At 77.1% G+C, this 11,745-nt stretch carries 13 protein-coding genes; 7 read left to right on the top strand and 6 right to left on the bottom strand.

Going from position 1 to position 11,745, the window contains the following annotated elements; translation table 11 throughout:
- Positions 1 to 107 precede the first annotated feature (107 nt).
- The 6 genes from ACI79T_RS17545 to ACI79T_RS17570 are packed head-to-tail and all read left to right on the top strand — an operon-like array spanning position 108 to position 5,481.
- Positions 108 to 620, top strand: coding sequence for a YbaK/EbsC family protein (locus ACI79T_RS17545; RefSeq protein WP_456611374.1), 513 nt, complete (start codon positions 108 to 110; stop codon positions 618 to 620).
- Positions 617 to 1,210 carry a GNAT family N-acetyltransferase gene (locus ACI79T_RS17550; protein WP_456611375.1) on the top strand — a complete coding sequence of 198 codons (594 nt, stop codon included), beginning with the start codon at positions 617 to 619 and terminating at the stop codon, positions 1,208 to 1,210. The genes ACI79T_RS17545 and ACI79T_RS17550 overlap by 4 nt, the downstream gene beginning before the upstream one ends.
- The gene (locus ACI79T_RS17555) at positions 1,207 to 2,865 is read left to right on the top strand and encodes a phytoene desaturase family protein (RefSeq protein WP_456611376.1); all 1,659 of its coding nucleotides are present in this window, start codon (positions 1,207 to 1,209) and stop codon (positions 2,863 to 2,865) included. Before ACI79T_RS17550 ends, ACI79T_RS17555 begins: the two co-directional genes overlap by 4 nt.
- Complete coding sequence (locus tag ACI79T_RS17560; RefSeq protein WP_456611377.1) at positions 2,862 to 3,680, top strand: carotenoid biosynthesis protein; 819 nt, start codon at positions 2,862 to 2,864, stop codon at positions 3,678 to 3,680. Before ACI79T_RS17555 ends, ACI79T_RS17560 begins: the two co-directional genes overlap by 4 nt.
- Entirely contained in the window at positions 3,677 to 4,825 is a 1,149-nt protein-coding gene (locus tag ACI79T_RS17565; RefSeq protein ID WP_456611378.1) for a glycosyltransferase, read from the top strand. The genes ACI79T_RS17560 and ACI79T_RS17565 overlap by 4 nt, the downstream gene beginning before the upstream one ends.
- On the top strand, positions 4,822 to 5,481 hold the full coding sequence (locus ACI79T_RS17570) for a flavin reductase family protein (protein ID WP_456611379.1): 660 nt from the start codon (positions 4,822 to 4,824) through the stop codon (positions 5,479 to 5,481). Before ACI79T_RS17565 ends, ACI79T_RS17570 begins: the two co-directional genes overlap by 4 nt.
- A gap of 60 nt (positions 5,482 to 5,541) precedes the next feature.
- On the opposite strand, the gene ACI79T_RS17575 is transcribed toward ACI79T_RS17570, so the two are convergent.
- Together ACI79T_RS17575 and ACI79T_RS17580 are read right to left on the bottom strand one after the other, a co-directional pair.
- Positions 5,542 to 6,516 carry a carbohydrate kinase family protein gene (locus tag ACI79T_RS17575; protein ID WP_456611380.1) on the bottom strand — a complete coding sequence of 325 codons (975 nt, stop codon included), beginning with the start codon at positions 6,514 to 6,516 and terminating at the stop codon, positions 5,542 to 5,544.
- Positions 6,517 to 6,683: 167 nt separating this feature from the next.
- A complete protein-coding gene (locus ACI79T_RS17580) occupies positions 6,684 to 7,382 on the bottom strand; it encodes a CDP-alcohol phosphatidyltransferase family protein (protein ID WP_456611381.1) in 699 nt (232 codons plus the stop codon).
- 66 nt (positions 7,383 to 7,448) lie between these two features.
- Here ACI79T_RS17580 and ACI79T_RS17585 point away from each other — a divergent pair, with 66 nt between their 5' ends.
- Positions 7,449 to 8,249: a lipase family alpha/beta hydrolase gene (locus ACI79T_RS17585; RefSeq protein WP_456611382.1), complete on the top strand. Its 801-nt coding sequence runs from the start codon at positions 7,449 to 7,451 to the stop codon at positions 8,247 to 8,249.
- Positions 8,250 to 8,255: 6 nt separating this feature from the next.
- Here the strand turns inward: ACI79T_RS17585 and ACI79T_RS17590 are convergent, their stop codons facing one another.
- The 4 genes from ACI79T_RS17590 to ACI79T_RS17605 form a co-directional block, all read right to left on the bottom strand.
- Positions 8,256 to 9,065: an ABC transporter permease gene (locus ACI79T_RS17590; RefSeq protein WP_456611383.1), complete on the bottom strand. Its 810-nt coding sequence runs from the start codon at positions 9,063 to 9,065 to the stop codon at positions 8,256 to 8,258.
- Positions 9,062 to 9,973: an ABC transporter ATP-binding protein gene (locus ACI79T_RS17595; protein ID WP_456611384.1), complete on the bottom strand. Its 912-nt coding sequence runs from the start codon at positions 9,971 to 9,973 to the stop codon at positions 9,062 to 9,064. Before ACI79T_RS17595 ends, ACI79T_RS17590 begins: the two co-directional genes overlap by 4 nt.
- A gap of 5 nt (positions 9,974 to 9,978) precedes the next feature.
- A complete protein-coding gene (locus ACI79T_RS17600; protein WP_456611385.1) occupies positions 9,979 to 11,088 on the bottom strand; it encodes a sigma-E factor regulatory protein RseB domain-containing protein in 1,110 nt (369 codons plus the stop codon).
- A gap of 62 nt (positions 11,089 to 11,150) precedes the next feature.
- Complete coding sequence (locus ACI79T_RS17605) at positions 11,151 to 11,732, bottom strand: TetR/AcrR family transcriptional regulator (RefSeq protein ID WP_456611386.1); 582 nt, start codon at positions 11,730 to 11,732, stop codon at positions 11,151 to 11,153.
- Positions 11,733 to 11,745: the final 13 nt, after the last annotated feature.

Below are 11,745 nucleotides of genomic sequence, written 5' to 3' on the forward strand. Positions count from 1 at the left end.
CCCTCGTCAAGCCGCGCCGCGCCGTGTCCCGGCGCCCGTGCCGCACCGCCCCGCGGGATGGCGGACACGCCGGGCGGAGCGACCGGGGACGGTGGCAGGATCGGCCCATGCCTCCGCCGGACCACCCCCGGGTCACCGACGTCGCGCGGCTGCTCCGCGCGGCCGGTGCCGCCGGCGAGGTACGCCACCTGCCCGACAGCGCCCGTACCGCCGCGGCGGCCGCCGCCCAGCTCGGCGTACCGGCCGGCGCCATCGCCAACAGCCTGGTGTTCGACGTCGCCGGCAGCCCCCTGCTGGTCCTCACCAGCGGCGCCCACCGGGTGGACGAGGCCCGGGTGGCCGAACTCCTCGGCGTCCCGGCGCTCACGCGGGCCACCCCTGACTTCGTGCGGCGGCACACCGGCCAGCCCATCGGCGGGGTCGCGCCGATCGGTCACCCGGAGCCGATCGGCACGCTGGTCGACGTCGAGCTGGCCCGCTACGACGAGGTCTGGGCGGCCGCAGGGCACCCGCACACGGTCTTCCCGACCAGCTACGACGAGCTGCTCCGCCTCACCGAGGGCACCCCGGCCGAGGTGGCGGCCGCGACCGACCACGCGCCGGAGGCGGTCGACAGATGACGGGAACCCGTCCCACCGCCCGCATCGTCGAGCTGCCCCCGCCGTGGATGCGGGAGCACATGCACGAGGTGCTCGTCGTCTACGGCCTGGCGATGGGCTACGACTCCGGCGTCGTCGCCGGGCGGTACAGCTACGCGATCCAGCACACCGAGCGGCCCGGCTTCCGCGCCGTGGGCGCCTTCGCGCAGACCCCGGAGGGCGAGCGGCTGGTCGGGTTCGGCTACGGCTACCTCATCGCCCCCGGCCAGTGGTGGCACGACCAGGTGCGCGCCGCGCTGGACCGCCGGACGGCCAAGAAGTGGCTGCCCGGGGCCTTCGAGGTGTGCGAGCTGCACGTCCACCCCGACGCGCAGAGCCAGGGGCTGGGCCGGCAGCTGCTGCACGCGCTGGTCGAGGGCCTGCCGCACCCGGTCGCCCTGCTCTCCACGCCCGACGCCGACACCAAGGCCTTCCGGCTGTACCGCGCGGACGGCTTCGTCGACCTGGCCCGCGGCTACCACTTCCCCGGCGACTCCCGGCCCTTCGCCATCCTCGGCGCCCGGCTGCCGCTGCATCCACCCGCCCCCTCCGCGCCGAACTCCCGGGCGTGACCGCTCCCCCTGCCCCGCCCGTGGACGTCGTCGTCGTCGGCTCCGGCCACAACGGCCTGGTGGCCGCCTGCTACCTGGCCCGGGAGGGCCTGCGGGTGGAGGTCGTCGAGTCCGACGACGTCCTCGGCGGCGCGGTGTCCACCGTCGAGCGCTGGCCCGGGGTGCGCGTCGACCGCGGCTCCAGCGCGCACGTCATCGTCCGGCACAGCGGCATCGTCGAGGAGCTGGACCTGGCGACGCACGGGCTCAGCTACATCGACTGCGACCCGTGGGGCTTCGCCCCGGCCCCGGTGCCCGGCGACCCGGGCCCGGCCGGCCGGCCGCTGGTCTTCTCCGTCGACCTGGACGCCACCTGCGCCTCGATCGAGGCGGCCTGCGGCCCGGCCGACGCCGCCGCCTACCGGCGCTTCGTCGCGGTGTGGCAGCCCCGCAGCCGCGCGGTGGTCGCATCCTTCGGCCGCGCCCCGTCCGCGGGCGCCCTGCTCCGCTCCTTCTGGCCGCTCGGCGCGCCCGCCGAGGGCCGGCCGCGCACGCCCGGAGGCGAGCTGGCCGTCGACTTCCTCGGCTCGGGCGACGCGCTGCTGGACCGCTGGTTCACCAGCGAGCGGCTCAAGGCGGCGCTGGCGTGGTTCGGCGCCCAGTCGGGCCCGCCGATGTCCGAGCCCGGCACCGCCGCGATGGTCGGCTGGGTGGCGCTGCTGCACGACGTCCCGCCGGGGCACCCGGTCGGTGGCTCGGGCGGCCTGACCCAGGCGCTGCGTCGGCGGCTGGAGTCCGACGGCGGCCGGGTGGTGCTCGGCGACGGCGCCGCGCGGCTGCTGGTCGAGGACGGGCGGGTCGCCGGGGTGGAGACCCGGTCCGGCCGGGTCGTGCGGGCGCCGTCGGTGGTGGCCGCGTGCCACATCGGGGTCACGCGAGAACTCGCCGGCGACGCCGCACCCCCGGTGCTGGCCGACGCCGCACCGCCGATCGGCAACGGCTTCGGCCTGGTCGTGCGCGCGCTGACCGACGCCCCGCCGTCCTACCCGGGCGTGCCCGCCGCCGACGCCCTGCAGGGCCTCCAGCTGCTGTGCACCGACCGCGCCCAGCTGGCCGCCGCGCACGGCGACTGGGGCGCCGGCCGGGTGCCGCGCGAGCCGGTGCCGCTGGCCATGTCGTTCTCCGCGAGCGACGACACGCTGGCCCCGCCGGGGCAGCACGTGGTCACCATCTGGGGCCAGTGGTACCCCTACGCGCTGGCCGACGGGGGCAACTGGGACGCGCTGGCCGACGCCGAGGCGCGGCGCCTGGTGGCCGCGGTCGACCGCTACGCCCCCGGGTTCGCCGCCTCGGTGCGGGAGACGTACGTGCAGACCCCGCTGGCCCTGGAGCGGGAGCTGTCGCTGCCCCGTGGCAACGTCATGCACGTGGAGATGGGCCTGGCCAGCATGTTCGCCTTCCGCCCGGCGCCGGGGCTGTCGGGCTACCGGGTGCCGGGCCTGCCCGGCCTCTACCTCGCGGGCGCCTCCACCCACCCCGGCGGCGGCGTCTCGGGCAACTCCGGGCGGACGGCGGCGCGCACCGTCCTCGCCGACCGCCGGGCGCTGCGGCCGCGGGCCCGGGCGGCGGCCGGCCGGGCCCTGCGCCGGCTGCGGGCCGGAGGGGCGGAGGCGTGACGGCCGCGACCGCCGCCACGCCGGTGCCGGGCCTGCGCCGCGTCGTCCCCGTGGCGCTGGCCGGCGCGCTCGTGGCCACGGCCATCGCCTACCCGCTGAGCTCCGGCGGTCTGCGCGACGTCGTCTCCTGGACCATCGTGCTGCTGGGCTCCACCCTGTCGGTGGTGCACGCGGGCCTGAGCCGGGGCGTCCGCACCGGGCTGGGCGTGCTGGTGCTGGTCGCGCTGGTGGCCCTCGGCTTCGAGTCGGTCGGCCTGGCCACCGGCTACCCCTACGGCAGCTACACCTACAGCGACACCCTCGGTCCCACGCTGCTCGGCGTGCCGTTCCTGGTCCCGCTGGCCTGGCTGATGATGGCCTGGCCCAGCTGGCTGCTCGGCGGGCTGCTGGCCCGCCCGGTGCGCGCCGGCCTGCGCCGGCCGGCCCGCATCGGCTGGGCGGCGGCGGTCTTCGCCGCCTGGGACGTCGTCCTCGACCCGCAGTTGGTGCAGGCCGGCTACTGGACGTGGGCCGACCCCTCCCCCGGACTCCCCGGCATCGACACCGTGCCGCTGACCAACCTCGTCGGCTGGCTGGTCGCCGGGGTGGTCCTCATGACGCTGCTCGACCTGCTCGTCGCACGTACCCGGGCACCCGGCGCGCCCCGCGTCGGGCCGGCGGCGCCGCTGTTCGCCCTGGCGTGGATGACCCTGGGCGGCGCCCTCGCGCACGCCGGCTGGCTGGGGCTGCCCGGGTCCGCGGCCTGGGGCGCGGGGCTGGGCGCGGGCGTCCTCGTCGTCCTCGCGGTGCAGCAGCGGCGGGCGAGACGCCGGTGAGCGGGCGCCTGCTCCGCGTCCTGGCCGGCGTCTCGGTGGCCGGCGCCGCACACGCCGCCGTCAACACCGCGCTGCTGCGCCGCCCACCGGCCGATCCGCCGCCCGTGCGCCGCCGGGTCACCGTGGTGCTGCCGGTGCGCGACGAGGCCGAGCAGGTCGCCGGCTGCCTGGCCGCGCTGCTCGACCAGCGAGGGCTGGACCGGCTGCGGGTGGTCGTGGTCGACGACGGCTCCACCGACGGCACCGCCGACGTGGTCCGCGCGGTGCACGACCGCCGGATCCGGCTGGTCTCCGCTCCCCCGCCGCCCCCGGGCTGGCTGGGCAAGCCGCACGCCTGCTCGGTCGGGGTGGACGCGGCGGCCGAGGAGAGCGACGACGACGGCGTGCTGGTGTTCGTGGACGCCGACGTCCGCCTCTTCCCCGACGCGATCGCCGCCGCCGTCGCCGTCCTCGACGCGCAGCAGCTGGACCTCGTCTCGCCGTGGCCCCGCCCGCTCGCGGTCGGGGCGGCCGAGCGCCTGGTGCAGCCGCTGGCGCCGTGGCTCTGGACGACGACGCTGCCGCTCCGCCTGGCCGAGCGCTCCGCCCGCCCGTCGCTGGCCGCCGCCAACGGGCAGTTCCTGGTCGTGCGGCGCAGCGCCTACCTGCGGGCCGGCGGGCACGCCACCGTCCGCGGCGAGGTGCTGGAGGACATCGCGCTGCTGCGGGCGGTGAAGCGCGCCGGTGGCCGCGGCGGGCCGGTCGACGGGTCGCGGCTGGCCGCCTGCCGGATGTACGAGGGCTGGCCGGCGCTCCGCGACGGCTACGCCAAGTCGCTGTGGGCGTCGGTCGGGGGGACGCCGGCCGGCGGGCTGGCCGCGGCGGCCGCGCTCACCGCCGTCTACGTCGTCCCGCCCGTGGCGGCGCTCGGCGGTTCCCGGGCCGGGCTGGTCGGGTACGCGGCGGCGGTCGCCGGCCGCGTCGCCAGCGCGCTGTCCAGCGGCAGCCGGGCCTGGCCCGACGCCCTCGCCCACCCGGTGTCGGTGCTGGTGCTCGACGCGCTCATGGTGCGCTCGGTGCTGGGGCGGCGACGCGGCACGCTGCGCTGGCGCGGCCGGACGGTGGACGCGAGGAGCGCGGGCACATCGGCGACGATGGGCCGGTGACCTCACCCGACCAGCCTCGGCCGCGCACCTCGTTCGACCCGACCGGGATGGACGCCGGCGCGTTCTACCGGGTGCTGAACTCCGTCGTCGTCCCCCGGCCGATCGCCTGGGTCTGCAGCCGCTCGGCCGAGGGCGTGCACAACCTGGCGCCGCACTCCTTCTACACCGTCGCCTGCGTCTCGCCGCCGATCGTGCAGTTCACCTCGGTCGGCCGGAAGGACTCGCTGAACAACGTCGAGGCCACCGGCGAGTTCACCGTGAACCTCACCCCGGAGGCACTGTTCGAGCAGGTCAACGCCACGGGCACCGACTTCCCACCGGACACCAGCGAGGCCGAGCACACCGGGGTGCGCCTGGAGCCGGCCGACACCGTCGCGGCGATGCGCGTGGCGGAGTCGCCCGTGTCGATCGAGTGCACGCTGCACTCCACGATCCGCCTCGGTGACAGCACCGTCGTCCTCGGCCAGGTGCGGCACATCAGCGTGTGGGCCGAGGCGGTCCGCGACGGCCGGCCGCGGATCGAGCACCTCAAGCCGCTGGCGCGCCTCGGCGGGAACGAGTGGACGACGGTCGGCGAGGTGCGCGAGATCGCCCGCATCCCCTACCGCGCCTGGGCCGAGGACCCCTCGATCGGGCAGCGACTGCGCGACGGGTGAGCCGCGGACCGGTCGCGGGGGCCGCCGCGTGGCCGCGGCGTCGTCCGGCGGACGACGGTGTCACGCCAGGTGGGCGGCCACCTCGTCGGCGGCCTCGGCGCCGAAGGCCTCGGCGAAGCGGGCCAGGAAGCTCTCCCGGGGCAGGTCGTACTCCTGCGTGCCGATGACCTCGACCGCCGCGGTGGCGACGGCGGATCCCAGCTGGGTCGAGCGCTCCAGGCCCAGGCCCCACGTCCGGCCGGCGATGAACCCGGCGCGCAGCGCGTCGCCGCCGCCGGTGGGCTCGACCGGCTTGGTCTCGGGCACGGCGATGACCGACAGCGGCTCCTCGCCGGCGCGGCGCACCACGACGCCGTCCGCGGCGCGGGTGGTCACCCAGGTGCCGACCCGGGCCAGGACCTCGTCGGCGCTCCAGCCGGTCTTCTGCAGCAGCAGCGCCGACTCGTACTCGTTGGTGAACAGCAGCTCCGCGCCGGTGACCAGGTCGCGGATCATCTCGCCGTCGGCCCAGGCCAGCTGCTGGCTGGGGTCGGCGACGAACGGGTAGCCGCGGTCCCGGCACTCCTGGGTGTGGCGCACCATCGCGGTGGGGTCGTTGGGGCCGACGACGACGAGGTCGGGGCTGCCGATGCGGTCGACGACCGGCGCCAGCTCGATCTGCGAGGCCTCGGCCATCGCGCCCGAGTAGAAGGAGGCGATCTGGTTGTTCGCCTCGTCGGTGGTGCAGACGAACCGCGCGGTGTGCTTGAGCTCCGACCAGTGCACGCTGCGGGTGTCGACGCCGTGCCGGGACAGCCAGGCCTCGTAGTCGGCGAAGTCGCTGCCGACGGCGCCCACGAGCACCGGCGAGAGACCGAGCAGGCCCAGCCCGTACGCCATGTTCGCGCCGGCGCCGCCGCGGTGCTGCACGAGGTCGTCGACGAGGAAGGAGAGCGAGACGTTCTCCATCTGGCCCTCGACGAACTGCTCGGTGAAGCGACCCGGGAAGGTCATCAGGTGGTCGGTGGCGATGGAGCCGGTGACGACGACGGGCACGGGAGGGGCTCCTCGGGGACGGTCCTGGCGCCGGGCGCGGTGCGCCGGTACGCGGGGAGCCGCAGCGGTGAACGGGTGGGGAACGGCAGTGGTCGCCGCATCGCACAGACTAGGTGCCGCGCCGCGAGGACGCCCTGCCGAGGTGGCCGCCACCCCTCCCGGACCGGTCAGCCGGCGGTGGGGACCTCGCCCGAGCCGGGGCCGCCCAGCTCCCCGCGCAGCCACCGGCCCAGCTGCACGGTGCCGACCGCACCGAGCAGCACCCCCGCGGCCGCGCCGGCGGTCACCGTCAGCACCGCGCCGTCCACCCCGGCCACCTCGAGCCCGGACACCACGCCCGCCCCGCCGAGCGTGAGCCCGGCCATCGCCACGCGGGTGGGCCGCTCCCACAGCGAGATCGGGCCGGTCCGGTGGACGCCGGCCTGCCCGGCGCGGGCGCGCAGGTAGTCGGGCAGCCAGCACAGCGCGCCGAAGGCGACGGCCAGCCAGCCGGGTGCGCCGGCGACCCACATCGCCGCCGCGTACGCCACCTCGGTGAGCCGGTCGACGACGGAGTCGAGGACGAAGCCGCGCTGCGACGCGCGGCCGGTGCCGATCGCCAGCGCGCCGTCCAGGCTGTCGAGCAGCCCGGACAGCCCCACCAGCAGGCCGGCCACGACCAGCCAGGCACCGCCGGTGGCCGCCGGGGGCACCGCGGCCACCGCGACGACCACCCCGGCGGCGGTGGCGACGACCGGGGGCAGGGCGGCGAGCGGCCGGGCCAGCGCGTGCGCCAGTGACAGCCACCCGCGCACGAGCGGCGCCTGCGTGTCGGCGCCGCCGTGCCAGCGCGACCACTCGGCGAGGTACTCCTCCCGGTCCAGCACGCCGTCCCCTCCCGCGACCGGGCGCCGTCCGGTGGCGCCGGCGCCTGCACCAGGGACAGTAGGTGAGTGCTCGCCGGCCTCTCCCCCGCCCGCCGCCGTCTGGTCGTGGCGGTGCTCGCCCTCGTCACCGCCGCCGTCGTGGCCCTCGGGGTGCTGCTGGTCACGCGCGCCCCGGAGGTCGAGGGTCCCGCTCCCACGGCGCGGCCGGGCCCGGTGCTGCTGGTGCCCGGGTACGGCGGGGGGACGGCGTCCCTGCAGACGCTGGCCGACCGGCTGGCCGCGGCGGGCCGCGATGCGTCGGTGGTGCCGTTGCCCGGCGACGGGACGGGTGACCTGGGCGAGGCGGCCGCGGCGCTCGACGACGCGGCCCGCGCGGCCCTGGCCCGCACCGGGGAGGAGAGCGTGGACGTCGTCGGCTACTCCGCCGGCGGGGTGATCGCGCGCCTGTGGGTCGCCGGCGACGGCGCGGGGGTGGCCCGTCGAGTGGTGACGCTCGGCTCGCCGCACCACGGCACGGGCCTGGCCGACCTGGCCGGGCAGATCGCCCCGGCCTCCTGCCCGGAGGGGTGCCGGCAGCTGGCCACCGACAGCCCGGTCCTCGCCCGGCTCAACGCGGGCGACGAGACGCCGGGTGGGACGGGCTGGGTGTCGGTCTGGACCACGCTCGACCGCACGGTCACCCCGCCGGACTCGGCCCGGCTCGACGGTGCGCTGAACCTGACCGTGCAGTCGGTCTGCGCCGACAGCCGGGTCGGGCACGGCCAGCTGCCCGGCGATCCACTGGTGCAGGCGATCGTGCTCGAGCAGCTCACCGCCGGGGCGCCGGTGCCGCTGGAGGCCGCCGACTGCGCCCGGCTGAGCGGCTGACTGCGGTCAGCTGGTGATGTCCTTGGTGGTGAAGTTCGCCCAGGCGGCGGCGAGCAGCACGCCCACGTAGATCCCCTGCAGCGCGATGCCGCGGGTGATGTCCCGCCAGAGGATCGGGTCGCGGAAGAAGTCGACGAACGCCAGCCAGTAGCGCGTCGGGAGATACGGCGCGAGAGGCGAGGCGGCGTCGAGGGTGAACAGCAGCGACGACGTGACGAGCACGGCGAGCGCACCCATCGTCGCCCCCAGCGGGGAGTCGGTGGTGGTCGAGAAGAACAGCGCGAACGCCGCGACACCGAGCATCGACACCGCGACGTAGCCGATCGCCAGCAGGGTGCGGACGGCCAGCTCCTCCGGCGTCAGCGACGTCCCGGACACCGACGTCGCGGCCCCCGGTTCCGCGTCGAACAGCGTCGTCCCGACGAGGTAGCCGACGGCTGCCACCACCACCACGGTGACCAGCACGAAGGCGAGGACGGCCACGAGCTTGGCCACCAGCAGCCGGGTCCGCCCGGCCGGCCGGGCCAGCAGGTAGCGCAGCGTGCCGGCCTGCGCCTCGCCGGCGACCGAGTCGCCGGCGACCACGGCCACCGCGATGGGCAGGAAGAGCGGCAGCACGATGGCCAGCGCGGCCAGGGGGTACAGCGCGCCGTTGGTCAGGACGGCGGAGAGGAACGGTGGGCCCTCGCCGGGCCGGGGCGCCAGATCGGTCCAGGCGAGCAGCACCGCCACGAGCACCGGCAGCGCGTTGAGGACGGCGATCGTCGCCCAGGTGCGGGGCCGGCGGAACAGCTTGCGCAGCTCGACGGCGATCACCGCGGGCGCTCCACCCGGTCGGCGCTGGTGGCCGCGGCCGCCAGGACCACCTCCTCCAGCGTCGGGCGCTCCGGCGCGAGACCGGTCACCGCGATCCCCGCCCCCACCAGCAGCGCGTTCACCTCGGCGGGATCGCCGCCGCGCACCACCACCCGCTCGCCGTCGACGGCGGCGACCCGGCCGTCGAGGGTCGTCCGCACCCGCTCGGGGGTGGGCGTGCGCACGACGGTCGCGCCGGTCGGGGCGGTCAGGGTGGCGAGGTCGTCCTGCAGCACCAGCCGGCCGCGGTCGAGCACGCCCACGCGCGAGCAGAGCTGCTCGACCTCGGCCAGCAGGTGGCTGGACAGGAAGATCGTCGTCCCGCCGCGGTGCAGCTCCAGGAGCAGCTCCCGGATCTCGGAGATGCCCTGCGGGTCGAGCCCGTTGGTCGGCTCGTCGAGGACCAGCAGCTCGGGGCGCCGGAGCAGCGCCCCGGCGAGGCCGAGGCGCTGCCGCATGCCCAGCGAGTACGCCTTCACCGGCCGGCGGCCCACGCCCCCCAGCCCGACCTGGTCGAGCACCTCGGCCACGCGCCGGCGCCGGTCGCGACGCGCCCCACCGGGACCGGCGGCGTCCAGCAGCGCGAGGTTCTCCCGGCCGGAGAGGTGACCGTAGGCGGCGGGCGCCTCGATCAGCGCGCCCACCCGGGGCAGCACGCGGCGGGCGGCGCGCGGCATCCGTTCGCCGAGCAGCTCGATCTCCCCGCGGGTGGGGAGCACGAGGCCGAGCAGCATCCGGACGGTCGTCGTCTTTCCGGAGCCGTTGGCGCCGAGGAAGCCGTAGACGTCGCCGGCGCGCACGTCCAGGTCGATGCCGTCGACCGCCCGGAGCCGCCCGTACTGCTTGGCCAGGCCCCGCGTCGCGATCACCGTGCTCACCGCTGCCGCCCCAGCACCGGCAGCTGCGCGGCCGCCTCGACCAGCGCGTCGGGGCTGATGGTCCCGGTGAGCAGGAACGGTTCCGCGTCCTGGGGGTCCACGAGCATGAGCCCGACGGGTCCGGCCGCGATGCGGGTGCTGGTCTCGTCGGTGACGGCGGCCGGGCTCTGCGCCAGCGTGCGGCGCAGGCCCTCCGCCAGCCGGCGCGGGACGGGGGCGACGACGAGCAGCGTGACCCCGCGCCCGTAGAGCCCGATGCCGGGCGGTGCGCCTTCGAGCGTCCGGCGCGGCAGGCCGGCCACGGTGGCGGGGAATCGCACCGGGCCGAGCCGGCTCCCCGCCTCCAGCACGATTTCGGCCTGCTCCGCGGTGCGCACGGTCGCGCCGGGGGGTGGGACGAAGGCGGTGGTCGTGGCGTCCGGGACCGACAGGTCGAGGTCCAGGAACCGGGTGTCCAGAGCGGGCACCTCGGCCCCTTCGCCGAGCACCACCACCTGCAGCGGCAGGCCGCTCGCCCGGTCCACCCACACGTCCACCCGCTGCACCGCCGAGGCGGGCTCCGCCGGGGTCAGCCGCAGCCCGAGGGCGTCCCGTCCGGCGACCCGCCGGGCCCCGGTCCGCGTCAGCTCCGCGCCGGTGGCCTCGGACAGCAACCGGCGGCCCAGGGTCGAGGGCAGCAGGTCCGGCGGCGCGGGCAGGGCGAACGGCGTGGCGGCCGCGCGCGTCGCGGCGGCGCGCTCGTACTCCCACGTCCAGGTGCCCCGGGCGTCCCGGTGGATGCCCGTCTCGCCGGCCGCGGTGACGACGGCGACGCGGTGGTCGTCGGGGCCGCGCCACCACACCCGCATCTCGGTGCGGTCGCTGAACAGGTCCGCGACGGAGTCGAGCTGGCGGGTCACCGGCAGGGCCAGCCCGCCGGCGGACTCGGCGTACCCGGAGTAGGTGACGTCGTCCGAGGCGAGGACCGCCGCACGCAGCTCTGCCGCGGGGATCGCCGGGTCGGCGACCGGCAGCGCGCCGACCACCGCCGGCAGCGCCACGAGGACGGCGACGACCACCCCCACGACGGCCCAGCGCGGAGCCGCCGCCCGCGTTCCGGACGCCATGGCGGCCACCGTAGCCCGCGGCCACCGGCCCCGCGGGTCGCCGCGAGACCTCCGGCGGAGGCTCAGGGCGAGACGGCGGGATCGGCCCGGAGGACGCGGTCGGCCCACAGCTGCAGCACCCGTCGGTCGAGGTCACCGTCCGGGCGCAGGACGCTGGTGAGGGCCAGGCCCCGGTAGAGCGCGAGCAGGGCCTCGATCTCCGTGCGGTCCTGCGGGGAGTGCGGGAAGAACCCCGTCACCAGGTCGCGCACCGCGGCGCCCACCCGGCGCTCGGCCGGGAGGAGCGCCTCGCGGAGGACGGGCTCGGTGCGAGCGGCTGACCACAGCTCCAGGCCGGCCAGGAAGAGCGGCCCGGACATCACCCGGTGCAGCAGGTCGACCTCGCTGCTGACCCTGCCGGTCGCGGCCTCCGCCCGCACCTGCTGGATCTGGGCGTCGGCGACGTGCGAGACCGCCGCCACCAGCAGCGCCTCCTTGGTGGCGAAGTGGTGCAGGAGCGCGCCGCGGGACACCCCGGCACGGTCCTGCACCCGCTGCGTCGTCGTCCCCGCGTACCCGTGCTCGACCAGGCAGTCGATGGTCGCGGCGAGCAGTCGCCCCCGGGTGTCCGCCCGCCGCTGCTCCTGGGTCCGTCGCTCTGCCACGGACACAGGGTAG

It is taken from the genome of Blastococcus sp. SYSU DS0619, from assembly GCF_054051035.1.